The 16345-nt window shown below is 37.2% G+C and carries 16 protein-coding genes and 1 tRNA gene; 13 read left to right on the top strand and 4 right to left on the bottom strand.

Annotated features, from left to right (window positions below; genetic code table 11):
- Positions 1-9 precede the first annotated feature (9 nt).
- The 5 genes from Q0X89_RS10290 (at position 10) to Q0X89_RS10270 (ending at position 3255) form a co-directional block, all read left to right on the top strand.
- A complete protein-coding gene (locus Q0X89_RS10290; RefSeq protein WP_297693795.1) occupies positions 10-1197 on the top strand; it encodes an acetate/propionate family kinase in 1188 nt (395 codons plus the stop codon).
- 213 nt (positions 1198-1410) lie between these two features.
- Positions 1411-1740: a YtxH domain-containing protein gene (locus Q0X89_RS10285; protein WP_297693793.1), complete on the top strand. Its 330-nt coding sequence runs from the start codon at positions 1411-1413 to the stop codon at positions 1738-1740.
- A 6-nt stretch (positions 1741-1746) separates the two neighbouring features.
- Entirely contained in the window at positions 1747-2097 is a 351-nt protein-coding gene (locus Q0X89_RS10280) for a phage holin family protein (RefSeq protein WP_297693789.1), read from the top strand.
- A complete protein-coding gene (locus tag Q0X89_RS10275; protein ID WP_297693787.1) occupies positions 2094-2315 on the top strand; it encodes a DUF6327 family protein in 222 nt (73 codons plus the stop codon). Before Q0X89_RS10280 ends, Q0X89_RS10275 begins: the two co-directional genes overlap by 4 nt.
- 157 nt (positions 2316-2472) lie before the next feature.
- Positions 2473-3255: a patatin-like phospholipase family protein gene (locus tag Q0X89_RS10270; RefSeq protein WP_297693785.1), complete on the top strand. Its 783-nt coding sequence runs from the start codon at positions 2473-2475 to the stop codon at positions 3253-3255.
- A 118-nt stretch (positions 3256-3373) separates the two neighbouring features.
- On the opposite strand, the gene Q0X89_RS10265 is transcribed toward Q0X89_RS10270, so the two are convergent.
- Complete coding sequence (locus Q0X89_RS10265) at positions 3374-3775, bottom strand: Hsp20/alpha crystallin family protein (protein WP_297693784.1); 402 nt, start codon at positions 3773-3775, stop codon at positions 3374-3376.
- A 223-nt stretch (positions 3776-3998) separates the two neighbouring features.
- Here Q0X89_RS10265 and Q0X89_RS10260 point away from each other — a divergent pair, with 223 nt between their 5' ends.
- On the top strand, positions 3999-5252 hold the full coding sequence (locus tag Q0X89_RS10260; RefSeq protein WP_297693782.1) for a sodium:proton antiporter: 1254 nt from the start codon (positions 3999-4001) through the stop codon (positions 5250-5252).
- Between the two features lie 3 nt (positions 5253-5255).
- Here the strand turns inward: Q0X89_RS10260 and Q0X89_RS10255 are convergent, their stop codons facing one another.
- Entirely contained in the window at positions 5256-6020 is a 765-nt protein-coding gene (locus Q0X89_RS10255; RefSeq protein WP_297693780.1) for an exodeoxyribonuclease III, read from the bottom strand.
- 208 nt (positions 6021-6228) lie between these two features.
- Between Q0X89_RS10255 and Q0X89_RS10250 the strand changes: the two genes are divergently transcribed.
- Positions 6229-6303, top strand: a tRNA-Val gene (locus Q0X89_RS10250).
- Positions 6304-6421: 118 nt separating this feature from the next.
- Here the strand turns inward: Q0X89_RS10250 and murF are convergent.
- Together murF and gldJ are read right to left on the bottom strand one after the other, a co-directional pair.
- A complete protein-coding gene (gene murF, locus Q0X89_RS10245; protein WP_297693778.1) occupies positions 6422-7732 on the bottom strand; it encodes a UDP-N-acetylmuramoyl-tripeptide--D-alanyl-D-alanine ligase in 1311 nt (436 codons plus the stop codon).
- A gap of 31 nt (positions 7733-7763) precedes the next feature.
- Positions 7764-9443: a gliding motility lipoprotein GldJ gene (gldJ, locus tag Q0X89_RS10240; RefSeq protein ID WP_297693776.1), complete on the bottom strand. Its 1680-nt coding sequence runs from the start codon at positions 9441-9443 to the stop codon at positions 7764-7766.
- Between the two features lie 462 nt (positions 9444-9905).
- On the opposite strand from gldJ, the gene porV reads away from it, so the two are divergent.
- The 6 genes from porV to Q0X89_RS10210 all read left to right on the top strand — a co-directional run bounded on the left by porV (position 9906) and on the right by Q0X89_RS10210 (position 16330).
- Entirely contained in the window at positions 9906-11054 is a 1149-nt protein-coding gene (gene porV / locus Q0X89_RS10235; protein ID WP_297693774.1) for a type IX secretion system outer membrane channel protein PorV, read from the top strand.
- A 134-nt stretch (positions 11055-11188) separates the two neighbouring features.
- Positions 11189-11671, top strand: a complete 483-nt coding sequence (cdd, locus tag Q0X89_RS10230) for a cytidine deaminase (RefSeq protein ID WP_297693772.1) — start codon at positions 11189-11191, stop codon at positions 11669-11671.
- 192 nt (positions 11672-11863) lie between these two features.
- Positions 11864-12862 (top strand): pyruvate dehydrogenase (acetyl-transferring) E1 component subunit alpha, encoded by a 999-nt coding sequence (pdhA, locus tag Q0X89_RS10225; RefSeq protein WP_297693770.1) that lies wholly within the window; start codon positions 11864-11866, stop codon positions 12860-12862.
- Positions 12863-12866: 4 nt separating this feature from the next.
- Positions 12867-14507, top strand: coding sequence for a pyruvate dehydrogenase complex dihydrolipoamide acetyltransferase (locus Q0X89_RS10220; RefSeq protein ID WP_297693755.1), 1641 nt, complete (start codon positions 12867-12869; stop codon positions 14505-14507).
- 92 nt (positions 14508-14599) lie between these two features.
- Complete coding sequence (locus tag Q0X89_RS10215) at positions 14600-15649, top strand: M28 family peptidase (RefSeq protein WP_297693753.1); 1050 nt, start codon at positions 14600-14602, stop codon at positions 15647-15649.
- Complete coding sequence (locus tag Q0X89_RS10210) at positions 15650-16330, top strand: SDR family oxidoreductase (protein WP_297693752.1); 681 nt, start codon at positions 15650-15652, stop codon at positions 16328-16330. It begins immediately after the preceding gene.
- The last annotated feature ends 15 nt before the right edge of the window (positions 16331-16345 follow it).

Here is a 16345-nt window from a genome sequence, read left to right as displayed (position 1 = left end):
GTCATTTCAATGAATATCCTAATTATTAACACAGGTAGTTCTTCAATAAAGTATCAGTTAGTGCATATGCCTTCGGAAAGTGTTTTATGCTCCGGAATGGTTGATCGAATTGGTCTGGAAAATGCTAAATTGAAATATGTAAAGGAAGATTATGAGGTTCATGAAAGTCTTCAGGTTCCATCACATAGAAAAGGACTGCAGCAGGTAATTGAAATGCTTTTGGACCCTGTTAATGGCGCAATAAGTAATGCAAATGAAATAAATGTCGTAGGGCACAGGGTAGTACACGGTGGAACTGCCTTTTCCGAAACTACGGAGATTACCGCGGAAGTAAAAGATAAGATTGCAGCTTTGAGTAAGTTGGCACCATTGCACAATCCGCATAACCTTGAGGGAATATTGATTGCAGAAGAATTATTTCCTAATGCCAAACAGGTTGCAGTCTTTGATACTGCCTTTCATCAAACTATTCCTTTAAAATCTCGTAAGTATGCCATACCTAATGAATTATATGACGATCATGGTATTCAACTCTACGGATTTCACGGTACCAGTCACAAATACGTAACAGAAAAAGCGATACGCTTTTTGAATAAAAAAACAACAAAGATAATTAGTATTCATTTAGGCAATGGTTGCAGTATTACCGCAGTGCAAAATGGACAAAGTATAGATCATAGCTTAGGCTTTGCTCCTTCAAATGGACTTATCATGGGTTCAAGAAGTGGTGATATTGATCATTCTATGATTTTTTATTTGGTAGAATCGCTAGGTTATAGTTTGACGGAAGTAAATGAATTGCTAAACAAGAAAAGTGGAATGTTAGGCCTCACCGGTTATAGTGATTTACGGGAAATTCAGGCGAAAGCCAACGAAGGTGATACTCAATGTCAGCTTGCATTGGAAATGAATGCGTACAGGATTAAAAAATATATTGGGGCATACAGCGCTGCAATGAATGGGTTGGATGCTCTTATATTTACTGCCGGTATAGGTGAAAATTCCGGTTACCTCAGAGAACTCGTTTGCTCTGAAATGGATTTTTTTGGTATCGAGATGGATATTGAGAAGAATAACCAAAAATCCTCTGAATTTCGTGAAATACAGAAGGAGTCTTCCAGAGTGAAAATTTTAGTCATACCTACAAATGAGGAATTGGAAATAGCAAAGCAATCTTTTCAGCTATTGAACTCTTAAAAATGCGCAACAACATTAAATCCTTAAGGCTACCATTACAATCCTTAAGGCTACCATTACAATCGCGGCCTTAAGAAATTATCACGTAATATAATTCCTGAATTGGTTTCAATTTAATGTAAAATTATCACTGAAATGATAAAGATCATTTGGTAAAGAAAGTCTATGTCATAACTTAACCAATTATTAATATTAACCTAAAAAAAATTTATCATGTCAGACAACAGTAGTAATGTTTTGTTAGCTCTGTTAACAGGGGCAGCAATAGGAGCTGGTATAGGAATACTTTATGCTCCTGACGAAGGGATTAAGACCCGAAAAAAAATTAAAGATAAAGCACTTGAAACCAAGCATGATTTAACAGAACGAATTTCTCATGCTAAAGACGAACTCACCAAAGTAGCTGATGAGCGAAAAGAAGTTTTTGAACAAAAACTCGAAGATACTATCTCTACGATGAGTTATAAAGCAGATGAAATAATTGTTCAATTAGAACGTAAGCTTGAGGAGATCAGGAAGAAAAATGCACAATTACAGAAGTAGATTCTTATGGCTTTTGAAGGATTAAGACAAAATATTTCTGAATTAGACGAAAATGTTAGTTCCTATGTGGAGCATAGCATAGAATACGCCAGGCTCAAAAGTTTTAAGATCTCAATGGTTTTGGTCACCTATTTAGCAAAGGTTATTCTGGTAGGTACCATAGCTGTTTTGGCCTTACTGTTTTTGAGCATGGCGGCTTCTTTTGCAATTGGCAATGCAATGGACAATACTATTTATGGATTCGCGATAGTTGGACTTGTTTATCTGATTCTTGGAATTATTGGCTACAGATTTAGGGATAAGTTAAATAAACCTCTGCTGAAAATGTTTTCTGAATACTTTTTTGATGAACCATGAACAAAAAATACAACTCATTTAAGGAAATTGACGAGGATTTAAAAATTCTTGCGCTGCAAAGAGAGATAAATAAGGAATATACAAAGTATAGCTTCCAGGAAATCAAAACGTATTTCTATCCTATTAATTTAATGAAAGGTATTGATGGTTTTGTTGTTAGAGTATTAGTGCCCTTTATCTTGACAAAGGTTTTAAAGAGAAAAAGACTGTCTGAATAGCAATAATGAAGATGTTTAGAAATACCATAGGCGTATGGCAAACTCCTATGGTATTTTTTTATGTAGTATTTTATTTTCATAATGAGATAAGTTAATAATCCCGCTACAGCCAACTAATAGATTAGATATAGAGTATCTTTGAACTAACAGCTATATTATGAAGATAGGATTAGTTTTGTCTGGGGGCGGTTTCAGGGGCATTGCTCATATAGGGGTTCTAAAGGCTCTTGATGAATTTGGTTTTGAGATTACCCATATAGCGGGTACAAGTGCCGGAGCTGTCATAGGTGCCTTGTATGCCGGCGGGTTAGATTGGAAGCAAATCCTTGAGTTCATAAAAGAAGTCAATATTTTTAGTCTTAATAATTATGCGGTTGGCAAACCGGGATTTGTTGATACTGAAAAGTTATATGATGACTTTTTGGTGTTCTTTCCGGATGATAATTTTGAAAGCCTCAAAATTCCATTATACATCACGGCTACTGACATTTTGGAAGGTAGTTTAAAAGTATTTACAAAAGGAGAGCTTATCAGACCCATATTGGCCTCTGCTGCTTTTCCGGGAGTTTTTACACCGGTTAAAATAGCTGATTCTTATTATGTGGACGGCGGGGCCTTAAACAATTTTCCAGTAGATCTGATCAAAGAACATTGTAAACATATAATTGGTGTTTACGTAAATCCTTTTCTTAAATTAGAAATAGATCAGTTAAAACGCTCTTATAATGTCTTAGAACGTGCATACCAGATAAGGGCCGCTAAGGATTCTCTCCCTAAATTTGGGGATTGCACACTGGTAATATCTCCAAAGGATTTGATTAATCATAGAACATTTTCCATAAAAGATATGGATACTGTTTTTAATTTGGGTTATGAGGCGGCAATAATGGCTTTGGAGAATTCTTCTAATCTACAAATGCCACAAAAGACCGGTTTGTAATGTTTTAGCTAGCGACTTTTTAAATTGATACAAAAAGAATGCCCTCCGGTGCGATCTTTTACTACATGGACAAATTTAAGATCGCAAACAGAGGGCATTTTAAGCTAAGAATTAGAAATTAACTAATCTCAATAACTTTTGGTTTAGCTTTTACAGCTACTTCTTTTTTTGCTAATTTAAAGCTTAAAATACCGTCATTGTATTTTGCTTTAATTTCCTCTTCTTTAACATTTTCTGGTAAAAGCAAGGATCTTTCAAATGCATTATAACTAAACTCTCTTCTTGTGTAATCGTCTTCCTTTTCCTCCTTTTTCATTTCTTTTTTTGCCGAAATATTAAGGTATCCTTCGTCAATAGTGATCTCGAAGTCTTTTTTTGCAAATCCCGGTGCTGCTAATTCAATTTCAAAGTGGTCTTCTTTTTCGATAATATTTAGCGCAGGTTCACCAGCTCTTGCATTCCAGAAGCGATCATTTACTAATCCACGATTCCAAAATTTGTCTTCGAAAAAATTTTCCATGTCAAAAAAATCGGAAGTGATCAGATTTCCAAAAGGCCTTGCCCTTTTTCTAAATTTAACTAGTGTCATGATATTTTTTTTAAAGGTTAAACATTATTTGAAATACAAATTTAGAATGGTGATTTTCAATTCGGAATGATTTTGATCAGTCACCATACATTTAACGATGCCTTGAAATCAAAATACTATCATTTTAGTAAGGAAATGAATATCTTAGCAGCCTATGGATTATTTTGTAATTGCCAGTATATTAGTGTTTATATCTGCATTCTTTGGTTATCTAAATGTAAGATTCATTAAGCTCCCAAACACTATTGGGCTTACTGTGATTACTATTCTATTTACTCTTGGGGTTTTCGCACTTAGTTATTTTGATGATACCTTATTAAATGCCGAACGCTATATCATAACCCATATAGATTTCAGATCTGTACTTCTTGATATTATGCTGAGCTTTTTGCTGTTTGCCGGGGCCCTTCATACCGATTTGCAAAAATTAAGGGAACTTAGATGGCCCATTCTGATTTTTGCAACTTTTGGGGTTCTTGTTTCTACTTTCCTCGTTGGAACAATTATATTTTATATGCTACATGGCATAGGGATAGAGGTTCAATTTATTAATTGTCTTCTTTTTGGAGCACTTATATCCCCAACAGACCCTATCGCCGTTTTGGGCATACTAAAAAAGGCTAACGTGCCTAAAAAATTGGAAATTAAAATAGTAGGGGAATCACTTTTCAATGATGGAGTTGGGGTCGTAATTTTTCTAACCATTTTCGGGATTGCAAGTGGAAGTTCCGGAGATTTTTCTATGACTGACGTTCTAATTCTTTTTATTCATGAAGTAGGCGGAGGATTACTATTGGGAGCACTGCTGGGATGGGTCACAGTAAGGTTAATGAAGTCTATAGACGATTATGACATTGAAGTCATTATAACATTGGCAACGGTCATGACCGGGACTATAGTTGCACAATACTTGCACATATCTGCTCCGCTGGCCATGGTAGTTGCAGGATTAGTTGTTGGAGGAAATACAGCCAGGCAATTGGCAATGTCGGAGCTTACCGAAAATTATGTGGATAAGTTCTGGGAACTGATAGACATTCTCTTAAATACACTACTTTTTGTACTTATTGGAATGGAATTATTGGTTTTAGACCTGGAGCCAGAATATATAATGGCCGGACTCCTGGCCATACCCATTGCATTAATTTGCAGGTATGCCTCTCTTATTATCCCCGTAAATGTCTTTGCGAAGCGTTTAGATTTTGTTCCTAACACCAATCTGATAATGACCTGGGGCGGGTTACGAGGAGCTATATCCATTGCTCTTGCACTTGGTCTAACCTACGAAATGCACAGAGAGTTGTTTTTAGTTATGACCTATGTTGTCGTAATTTTTTCCATAATTGTTCAAGGGCTTACCGTAGGAAAATTGGTCAAAAAACTCAGGAGAAAAATAGAAGGGCTTTAAGCCTTATATATCTATTTCCAGAAGAATAGGGCAGTGGTCAGAACCAAAGAATTCCGGAAGGATTTGTGAAGATTTAACTTTGGGTAGTAATGACTTACTTATTAAAAAATAGTCTATTCGCCAGCCTGTATTGCGCTCACGTGCCTTGAAGCGATAGCTCCAATAGGTATATGCCACCCCATCCGGATTTAAATTTCTGAATGAGTCTACAAATCCGGAATTTATAAAATTGTCCATTCCATCTATTTCAATTTGTGTGTACCCTGCAGTTTTATTGTAATTAGATTTGTCGTTTTTGAGGTCTATTGCCCGATGAGCAACATTGAAATCCCCGCATAAGATAAGGGGCTTTATTTTTTCTTTTTCTTTTAAATATTGAAGGAAGTCTGCATCCCACTTACTACGATATGATAAACGATCTAATTTCTGGCCAGAATTGGGAACGTAAACGTTTATTAAAAAGAAGTTGGCATATTCAACACAGATTACCCTTCCTTCTGAGTCATGCTCGGCTATACCCATATCATAACTAATAGTGATAGGGTTGAGTTTACTTAAAATTGCAGTACCGGAATAGCCTTTTTTTTCAGCAGAATTAATATAAAGATGTTGGTCTTTTAGGGGTAATAAGGCTTTTTCTACTTCAATATCCTGGGCCTTTGTTTCCTGAATACAAAGTATATCAGGATTCAAAACATTTATCGATTCAAAGAATTCCTTTTTGATTATGGCCCGGATACCATTAACATTCCATGAAACTATCTTCATTTTGAACAAAATTAATTTGCATAAAAATAACACACTTTATTCATATACAAGGGTTAAATAGTTCCCTAAAGGGCCATGCAGCGAAAATGCATTTTAAATCTTTGTAATGTGTGATCTTGCTTTAAAATTTAAGGATGATCGCGATAATTTTACGATATTGCAGCCTGTTTTATCAATTGGTTTAAATAGAACCGATATAATAATACAAGGAGTGTTAGCTCAGCTGGTTTAGAGCACCGCCTTGACAGGGCGGGGGTCGTTGGTTCGAATCCAATACACTCCACGCCAAGCAGAAAATCCACGCAAACTTGTGTGGATTTTTTATGCTTGCTAAACAGGGAACTGTATTTGGATCAGCGAGCTTATCGAGTTAATCCAATACACTCTTCAGCATGAAGGTATTACAGATAATCCAGAATTCTTTCCAGGGCCATGCCCCGGGATCCCTTAATTAGAAGATTGCCTTTTTTTAATTTATTGCCTTTAAGGAAGTCGGATAAGTCTTCAAAAGTTGCAAATTTTGTGAATTTTGAATGCGTTTTATAGAAATTTTGCCCTACGAGATAGACTTTATCAAAATTCATTCCTGAAGCCAGATCAACAATTTTTTGATGTTCTTCCTTGGCGTCTATACCTAATTCAAACATATCCCCCAGAAAAACAACTTTTCCATTCCCGGGAAGATTACTAAAATATTCCAGAGCTGCTTCCATGCTATTTGGGTTTGCATTATAGGCGTCCAGGATAATATGATATTCCTTCTTGTCTATAATCTGGGAACGGTTGTTTTTAGGAACATAGGCTTCAATCGCATTTTTTATATCCTCCAAGGGTACGTTAAAATATTTTCCCATAAGTACTGCTGCTCCGCAATTCGTAAAATTATAACTGCCTATAAGCTGAGTGTTAATTACGGTTTCTTCTGTTTCCAGTTTTACAAAGGGCTGTGATCCCAATAAGGTTATCTTATAATGTTTGTTATCTGAGATGCTATACCCATATTTATTTGAGTAATTTTTTAATTTCTCTACTTGAATAGGATCGTCTGCATTAAGAAAAATAAATTTTTTATTTGCAATAAGATGGCCGTAGAGTTCACTTTTACCTTTGATAACACCTTCTAAACCTCCAAAGCCTTCCAGATGGGCTTTCCCGAAATTGGTTATATATCCAAAATCAGGTTCAGCAATATTGCATAAAAATTCAATTTCTTTGATATGGTTTGCACCCATTTCAATGATGGCAAATTCTGTATCTGCCTTAATCGTAAGTAGCGTAAGAGGTACCCCAATATGATTGTTTAGGTTACCTTTCGTGGCAATAGCATTATATTTTTTTGATAAGACGGCATATATTAACTCTTTCGTTGTGGTTTTACCATTGCTACCTGTTAGTCCAATAATTTTTGCCTTACAATAATTCCTGTGAAAGTTTGCCAATTGCTGAAGGGTTTTCAACACATCCTCTACGAGTACGAAAGCCTCACCCGTCATATACTTTTCCTCGTCTACTATGGCATACGCAGCACCATTCTTTATAGCTTCAGACGCAAATTTATTGCCATTGAAATTCGGGCCCTTAAAGGCAAAAAATATGCAATTTGGTTGAATGTTACGGGTGTCTGTACAAACCTGGGGATACTTTAAAAAAAGTTGGTGCAATTTCTCAATTGTCATAAAAACAAAGATATAAAAAAGCCCTAATGCTAACATCAGGGCTTAGTTTATATTCAGGAATTATTTATTATTTTGCTTTTGCTTTTTTTCCTCGTACAGTTTTATTTTTAGTCTTAGATTTGGAGCCTACTCGGGACATGGCACATCTGAATCCTATATAATCTGTGGCCATGTATTGTGGTAAGAATCTGCGTTGTGCAGGATCTAACCAATACGCCCTGTCTCTCCAAGATCCTCCTTTATAAATCCTGACTTCATCATTTATAAGTGTCGTCCTGTTGTTGCTTTTGTCATACTCGCGAATTATTTCACCAGCAGAATCGCGCTCCACTTTATGCTTCGGTGCATCATACATCTTACGGGCCGGATCCTCTTCATCATCACCTGCAAATCGGTCAAAAAATCTGGATGATCCCGCATCACCATCTCTATAACCTCTGTTGTCACTATCCGAGAAATTCGTCCTTAAATAAGTTTCCTCTTCATCAACAGGTACCATTTTAATTTCTCCCGGAAGATTTACTGCTACAACTTTTCCATTAGGCAAGGTGTCAAAAATTACACTATCTCTAAGAATAGTTACTTTACCATCTTCGCCAATAGCAGTTTTCATATAAATGTTACCTCTATAGTAATTGAAATCACTTATTTCATCATCTACAATCGGACGATATACATCAGCCACCCATTCTGCAACGTTACCAGCCATATCGTATAGACCGAGGTCATTGGGTTTGTAAGATTTTACCTGGGCTGTGATATCAGCTCCATCATCAGACCAACCTGCAATTCCGCCATAGTCACCTTTACCTTGTTTAAAGTTGGCTAACTGATCGCCTCTTCCCACACGCTGTCCATTTCTTGTATAATCACCTTCCCATGGATATTTTTTTCTACCACGGTAATTATTGTATTCTCTTGTACCTTGCAGCGCAGCTGCGGAGTATTCCCATTCAGTTTCCGTAGGCAGCCTGTAAGCAGGCATTATTATACCAGTACTTCTCTTTGCAAAAGTAGAAACAGAATCTTTTTTCATTTTACCTTGTAAAGAATCTATTTGTCCATTATATACAGATTCAGGACGGTTAAGATAGGCTTCAGTACTAAAAGTACCTTCTACTTCACCTCCCATTGCCCGGTATTTGGCATCCTGAGCCAAATAACCTTCTTTTTCAAGCATGGCTTCATTCACCCTGTCTGTTCTCCATTCAGAAAACTGGACAGCTTGAATCCAATTCACACCTACTACAGGATATTCTGCATATGCAGGGTGGCGCAGGTAATTGTTGGTCATTGTTTCATTATAACCCAATCGGTTTCGCCATACCAATGTGTCTGGTAAAGCACCTTTGTAAATATTTGTATATTTTGGATTTTCCGGAGGATATACCGCTTTAAGATAATCGAGGTATTCCAAATACATTACATTGGTTACTTCAGTTTCATCCATGTAAAAGGACTGCACGTGTTGTGTTGTAGGAGTGTTATTCCAGTCATGCATTACGTCATCCTGGACCTTCCCTTTTGTGAAAGTACCTCCTTCTATAAAAACAAGTCCGGGACCTGTGGCTTGTTCTTTAAAGTCAGAATTGTACTGAAAACCACCTTCTTTGGCGTTTATTTTCCAGCCTGTAGCTCTTGAAACATTTTTTGATGATGCTGAGGCAGATTTTTTACAACTGTTAAATGTAAAACTTCCCATTAACACTGCACAAGAAAGTACAACTTTGATCAACTGTTTTTTCATCTGTATTTAGGACTTAAGTTCAATATCAAACAGTATTTGTTCGCTATTTGATAGAATATTTAAAAAAATTGTGTCGCTTTCGGCTTATAAAACGATGATTATCACATAATATTTTATAGTTCCGAAAATATTTTTACCCATTTGCGCAGGCAACATTTATTAGGACCTTTGCCATTTTGATAACGGCACAAAACATATTATAGTATGGATAGAAACATTTCTTTTGATTTATTAAGTATAATCCTTGTCATATAACTTTACATTAATAAGTATACATTTAATTTGTAATCTAAATAAAGTACTGATATTCAGCATTATTGCCCCAAATACAAAAATTAAACACCTCTAAATGCAAGATATTTTTGAAATGCTCGTTACTTAACAAGTAATAAGTCAAAATATGGTGGATATTATTTAAGTTTTATTCGCGACTTTTGACGAATTCAACAGTACATGACAAAAATGAGAAAATTCGTTATTCTGGCCGCAATTGCCTTTGTATTCAAGATATCTGCCCAGGAGCAGAATCGTGTAATAACTACGGCAGTTCCTTTTTTGACTATTGCGGCAGACGCAAGGTCTGGTGGTTTAGGAGATATGGGCGTATCTACATCTGTTGATGCATTTTCGCAGCAGTGGAATCCTGCCAAGTATGCATTTGCCGAAAGAAAAATGGGTATAGGTTTAGGTTATACCCCCTATCTGGAGAGCATTATTACAGATGTCTCCTTATTAAGCGGAAATTTTTATAACAAAATAAACGACAGGAGTGCTTTTGCGTTCAGTTTGCGTTATTTTACTTTGGGTGAAATTGAATTAAGACAATTCGCTGGTGATCCGGGTACAATAGCTAAACCAAATGAATTGGCTATTGATGGTTCTTATGCATTAAAGCTTAGCGATCAATTCTCTATGGCCATTGCAGGGAGATACATTAATTCCAATCTCAGATTACCGGAAAGTGGTGATGTGGATTCGCAGTCAGCGAGTTCATTTGCTGTAGATATTGCGGGTTACTTTAGATCAAGAGAAGTAGCCTACAATAGTTTTGATGGCAGATGGAAAGCCGGTTTTAATATCTCGAACCTTGGAGGTAAAATAACATACGAGGAAGGGGGTCAACCCAATTTTTTACCCACGAATCTTGGAATAGGCGGAGGGTTTGATTTCATTTTTGACCAGGATAATGTATTGGGTTTAAATTTGGAATTCAACAAATTATTAGTACCTACTCCTCAGGATTTTAATGGTGATGGTGTAATAGACTCTGCAGATAATGACATATATCAGCAGATTGGCTGGTTAGAAGGCGTATTTAAATCCTTTGGAGATGCACCAGATGGGATTAGTGAGGAACTTCAGGAGGTAACCTGGGCATTGAGTGCAGAATATGCGTATCAAAATGCTTTCATGTTTAGAACAGGTTATTTTCATGAAAGCGAATTTAAAGGAGCAAGACAATTCTTTACACTGGGAGCCGGATTTAAATTCAAATCAGTTCAGATAGATCTTTCGTATCTATTCTCTACTTCAAAAGTGAAGAACCCTCTAGAAAACACATTGCGATTCGCGCTTACCTTTAACTTGGGAGCGGAATATTATAATGATTAATCAAAATATAACGAATTAATAAACCTGTCTCCGGACAGGTTTTTTTATTTAGCTAAGAAGCAGTTTTGCACAGCTATCTAAAATAAAGTACATTTAAATTTAACTCCGGTTAGCCCGGATATTTGCAGCAAACTATGGAAAAACGAAGGATTTCCTTTGATTTATTGGTTTTTGACACTTTAGATGAGCTTTCCCAAGGTGAAAAAGACCTTATGCAAATTGCCATAGAAGCCAGAAAAAATGCCTATGCTCCTTATTCCCAGTTCATGGTAGGGGCAGCAGTCCTTTTAGCCAACGGAGAAATCGTGATAGGCAGCAATCAGGAAAATGCCTCCTTTCCTTCCGGTTTATGCGCAGAACGCGTGGCTGTTTTCCAGGCAGGTGCAAAATATCCCAATGTTGCAATAGATTCAATTGCGATAAGTGTATCATCTAAAACTCATAAAGTAGACAGGCCAGCAGCACCATGCGGTAATTGCAGGCAAGCCATTGCTGAATATGAACAAAAGCAAAATACCCCTATTACTATCCTAATGATGGGTGTTTCAGGCAAAATATTCAAATGCGAATCCCTGGAAGATATCCTGCCTTTGGCCTTTGGCAATTCCTACTTATAGTAAAACTTGTTTATTCTCCCATAGAATTTAGAATTACCATAAATCGTTTTATTGCACCGAAATTATACCTTTTTTATCATTTTTTTTTCACTATTGATATAATGTGTATTTTTGTTTTCCCTTGATATACCTGAACAATTCAAATCTGAATATTTCAGCAAAAAACAAGTATACTTAAAAGAAAAATATTTGATGAAAAAAGTTACCAAAGAGGTATACCTAAAATGGTACGAGGAAATGTTGTTCTGGAGAAAGTTTGAGGATAAACTGGCTGCCGTATACATTCAACAAAAAGTACGAGGATTTTTGCACTTGTACAATGGTCAGGAAGCTGTTTTAGCAGGCGCCCTGCACGCAATGGATCTTACTAAAGATAGAATGATAACAGCATACAGGAATCATGTTCAGCCCATAGGAATGGGCGAAGATCCTCGGAAGGTAATGGCGGAATTATATGGCAAAGTAACGGGCACTTCCAAAGGAATGGGGGGTTCCATGCATATTTTTTCCAAGGAACACAGGTTTTATGGAGGTCACGGTATTGTAGGCGGGCAAATTCCTCTGGGTGCAGGATTGGCTTTTGCCGACAAGTATTTTAAAAGAGACTCTGTAACGCTTTGCTACATGGGTGATGGTGCTGTAAGACAAGGCTCACTGCATGAGACATTTAATTTAGCTATGCTTTGGCAACTTCCGGTTGTATTTGTGTGTGAAAATAATGGTTATGCGATGGGAACTTCAGTAGCACGAACTGCTCATACGACGGATATTTGGAAACTCGGTTTGGGATATGAAATGCCTAGTGCTCCCGTTGACGGAATGGATCCGTTAACTGTAGCCACAGCAATGACAAAGGCAATTGAAAGAGCCAGAAGTGGTGGCGGTCCAACCTTCCTGGAAATGAAGACCTATAGATACAGAGGTCACTCTATGTCTGATGCTCAACATTACAGGACAAAAGATGAGGTTGAAGAATATAAAAAGATAGATCCTATAAGTCAGGTTCTTGATGTTATCAAGGAGAAAAAATACGCTACTGAAGAGGAAATTAAAGCCATTAATGATAGGGTGAAAAATCTCGTAAAAGAATGTGAAAAATTTGCAGAAGAGTCTGAATATCCTCCGGTGGAACAGCTTTACGATATGGTTTATGAACAAGAAGACTATCCCTTTGTACAACACAAATTATAAGTAAATGGCGGAAGTAATTAATATGCCCAGATTAAGCGATACCATGGAAGAAGGTACCGTTGCAAAATGGTTAAAAAATGTTGGAGATAAGATTGAAGAGGGAGATATCTTGGCTGAGATAGAAACAGATAAGGCTACAATGGAATTTGAGTCTTTTCATGAAGGTACTTTATTACATATCGGAATTGCAGAGGGAGATGGTGCACCGGTTGATACATTGCTTGCAATAATTGGTGACGAGGGAGAAGATATTTCATCCTTAATAAATGGCGCCCAGGGAACATCTGATAAAGTAGAAGCTCAGGGAGAAACCACATCAATAGAAGAAACCGAGAAAGCTACCGCTAATACAGAAGCCATTTCCAATGAAATACCGGAAGGCGTTGAGATTATAAAAATGCCTCGCCTTAGTGACACAATGGAAGAAGGCACCGTTGCTTCCTGGTTAAAAAAAGTAGGGGATGAAGTGGAAGAAGGTGATATCCTGGCCGAAATTGAAACTGATAAGGCAACTATGGAATTTGAGTCCTTCTACTCAGGGAAACTCCTTTACATAGGAATACAGGAAGGCGAATCAGCGCCTGTTGATGAAGTATTGGCCGTTATCGGACCTGAGGGTACCAATATTGAGGCTGTATTGCAGGCTAAACCTGCTTCAAAGACCAAAACAGCCGAAACCGCTAAGGCGGAGGCTCCTCAGGAAGAGACACATACTGATGTTAAAGAGGAAAAGAAATTAGATTCAGGACAGCGGGTATTTGTTTCTCCATTGGCAAGGAAAATTGCCGCGGAAAAAGGAATTGATCTTATGTCCGTTAAGGGTAGTGGAGATCATGGCAGAATTGTTAAACGGGATGTAGAAAACTTTGTACCGGCTGCACAAGTTGCTGCTACAGATGTTGCTGAAGCCAAAACAACGACTGAAAGCCCGGTATTGGCACCACAAATCCTACCAACCGGGGAAGAACATTTTGAGGAAGTGAAAAATTCCCAAATGCGCAAGGTTATAGCCAAAAGATTGAGTGAATCCAAGTTCACAGCTCCTCATTATTACCTTATGATAGAGGTTGATATGTATAATGCCATAGCTTCCAGGGAAAAGATCAATAGTCTTCCGGACACTAAAGTTTCCTTTAATGATATGGTGGTTAAAGCCTGTGCAATGGCACTTAAAAAACATCCTCAGGTAAATACTTCCTGGAATGGAGATACTACCAGATATAATCAGCATATTCATGTAGGTGTAGCCGTAGCGGTAGACGATGGTTTAGTAGTGCCTGTATTAAAATTTACAGATCAGATGAGTCTTACTCAGATTGGAACTTCGGTCAAGGACTTGGCAGGAAGAGCCAGAGTTAAAAAATTAACTCCTGCCGAAATGGAAGGAAGCACTTTTACGGTTTCTAATCTGGGCATGTTTGGTATTCTTGAGTTTACATCAATTATTAATCAGCCTAATTCAGCCATTCTCTCCGTAGGCGCCATCGTTGAAAAACCGGTGGTAAAAAATGGTCAAATCGTTGTTGGAAATACAATGAAGATTAGCCTGGCATGTGATCACAGAACGGTTGATGGTGCTACCGGAGCACAGTTTTTGCAAACCCTTAGGGCGTATCTGGAAAATCCGGTTACTATGTTGGCTTGATAAAACAATTATATTTCTTGAAAAAAAGTCTGATTATTCGTAAAATGGGGTATCCTAAATATTTAGGATACCTTTTGTTATATAGAATACAAATGAAACATGTAATATTACTATTAGCACTATTTTTTTTATCAGCCTGTGGGTCGTTAAAAAAAACGCAATCCGGTAACCCGCCTGCCGGGCCTGATGGCCTTAAAGGAAATGTAGAAAGTACTGCAGCAAATCCAAATACTAAGGAATCCAAAGCTGCCACAGTTAAGAAAATTCGAAGTGATGAATTTTCAGATAGCACCAGGGTACTCGGAATAATGAACTATTTAGCGTCAGACGACTTAAAAGGCCGGGATTCAGGAGGTGAAGGGATAGAAAAAGCTGCTGAATTCATAGAAGGTATCTTTCTTCAAAACAAATTAAAGCCCTATTTTAAAACTTATAGGGATACATTGTCTAATTTTCATAAAACAGCTTATAATATAGTCGGCGTTGTAAAAGGAACTGACAAGAAACTTCGAAATGAATATATCCTCATTGGAGCGCACTATGATCATATAGGTATATTAACTCCCGAAAATGGCGATGCTATTGCCAATGGAGCTAATGACAATGCTTCCGGGACAACCACCGTACTGGAATTGGCAAGGTATTTTGGAAATTCCCGAAGTAACAAAAGGAGCCTCATCTTTGCATTGTTCAGTGCCGAGGAGAAGGGTTTACTAGGATCCAATCATCTCGCCAAAAAATTGAAGGAAGAAGGCCTAAACCTTTATATGATGATTAATTTCGAAATGACGGGCGTTCCTATGGTGAATAGGGACTATATGATGTATGTTACAGGTTTCGATAAATCTAATATAGCAGAAGTATCTAATAAATATGCGAATAAAAATTTCGTAGGGTTTTTACCGTCAGCAAAGGAATTTGGTCTTTTTCAAAGATCGGATAACTACCCTTTTCACAACGAGTTTAATATTCCTTCTCAAACCTATTGCACTTTTGATTTCACTAATTATAATTTCTATCACAAGGTGGGTGATGAGGTAGATCTAATGGATTTTGAACATATGGCAAGACTCATAAATAATATGATACCTGTATTGGAAGGATTTTCAAATTCACCTGAACAAGAAGTAAAGTATTATTAAATGGCTAACGTAATAATTACAGGATGCAGCAGGGGTATAGGATATGAATTAGCCCGCCTTTTTGCCCAAAGCGGACATAAAGTTCTGGCCCTTTCCAGAAATGATAAACCCGTTAAGGAATTAAATGAAACTAATATTTCAGCATTTTCTTTTGATATTTGTAAAGACAAAGATTTTGAAAAGCTTGAAGCCTTTTTAGATGACAATTGGAAAACTGTTGATATTCTAGTTAATAACGCCGGACAATTATTAAACAAGCCTTTTCTTCAAACTACCAGGAAGGAATTTGAAGAAATTTATAAGGTAAATGTGTTCGGAGTTGCAGAACTTACCAGACTCCTCATACCAAGAATGTCTGTTGGCGGCCATGTCGTAACTATTAGTTCCATGGGCGGCGTTCAGGGAAGCGTTAAATTTCCAGGCCTGGCAGCCTATAGTTCCAGTAAAGGTGCAGTAATTACCTTAACCGAATTGTGGGCTGAGGAATTCAAGGAATCTGGACCTTCCTTTAATGTTCTGGCTATTGGAGCAGTCCAGACAGAAATGCTGGAAGAAGCCTTTCCTGGGTATCAGGCGCCTATTACAGCAGATGATATGGCTGCTTATATTATGGAATTTGCTTTAAATGGACAGCGCTTTTACAATGGGAAGTTATTACAGGTAAGTAGCACCACCCCTTAATTTTAGTAATATTTT

The organism is uncultured Eudoraea sp. (genome assembly GCF_947258525.1).
Lineage (GTDB): Bacteria > Bacteroidota > Bacteroidia > Flavobacteriales > Flavobacteriaceae > Eudoraea.
The sequence above is the reverse complement of the archived record's forward strand: the minus strand, read 5'-3'. Positions and strand labels throughout refer to the sequence as shown.

Excerpts from the sequence above, each read along its gene's own strand:
- Q0X89_RS10290 (WP_297693795.1), top strand. The coding sequence starts at position 10 with ATGAATATCCTAATTATTAACACAGGTAGTTCTTCAATAAAGTATCAG.
- Q0X89_RS10285 (WP_297693793.1), top strand. The coding sequence starts at position 1,411 with ATGTCAGACAACAGTAGTAATGTTTTGTTAGCTCTGTTAACAGGGGCA.
- Q0X89_RS10280 (WP_297693789.1), top strand. The coding sequence starts at position 1,747 with ATGGCTTTTGAAGGATTAAGACAAAATATTTCTGAATTAGACGAAAAT.
- Q0X89_RS10275 (WP_297693787.1), top strand. The coding sequence starts at position 2,094 with ATGAACAAAAAATACAACTCATTTAAGGAAATTGACGAGGATTTAAAA.
- Q0X89_RS10270 (WP_297693785.1), top strand. The coding sequence starts at position 2,473 with ATGAAGATAGGATTAGTTTTGTCTGGGGGCGGTTTCAGGGGCATTGCT.
- Q0X89_RS10265 (WP_297693784.1), bottom strand. The coding sequence starts at position 3,775 with ATGGAAAATTTTTTCGAAGACAAATTTTGGAATCGTGGATTAGTAAAT.
- Q0X89_RS10260 (WP_297693782.1), top strand. The coding sequence starts at position 3,999 with ATGGATTATTTTGTAATTGCCAGTATATTAGTGTTTATATCTGCATTC.
- Q0X89_RS10255 (WP_297693780.1), bottom strand. The coding sequence starts at position 6,020 with ATGAAGATAGTTTCATGGAATGTTAATGGTATCCGGGCCATAATCAAA.
- murF (WP_297693778.1), bottom strand. The coding sequence starts at position 7,732 with ATGTTAGCATTAGGGCTTTTTTATATCTTTGTTTTTATGACAATTGAG.
- gldJ (WP_297693776.1), bottom strand. The coding sequence starts at position 9,443 with ATGAAAAAACAGTTGATCAAAGTTGTACTTTCTTGTGCAGTGTTAATG.
- porV (WP_297693774.1), top strand. The coding sequence starts at position 9,906 with ATGAGAAAATTCGTTATTCTGGCCGCAATTGCCTTTGTATTCAAGATA.
- cdd (WP_297693772.1), top strand. The coding sequence starts at position 11,189 with ATGGAAAAACGAAGGATTTCCTTTGATTTATTGGTTTTTGACACTTTA.
- pdhA (WP_297693770.1), top strand. The coding sequence starts at position 11,864 with ATGAAAAAAGTTACCAAAGAGGTATACCTAAAATGGTACGAGGAAATG.
- Q0X89_RS10220 (WP_297693755.1), top strand. The coding sequence starts at position 12,867 with ATGGCGGAAGTAATTAATATGCCCAGATTAAGCGATACCATGGAAGAA.
- Q0X89_RS10215 (WP_297693753.1), top strand. The coding sequence starts at position 14,600 with ATGAAACATGTAATATTACTATTAGCACTATTTTTTTTATCAGCCTGT.
- Q0X89_RS10210 (WP_297693752.1), top strand. The coding sequence starts at position 15,650 with ATGGCTAACGTAATAATTACAGGATGCAGCAGGGGTATAGGATATGAA.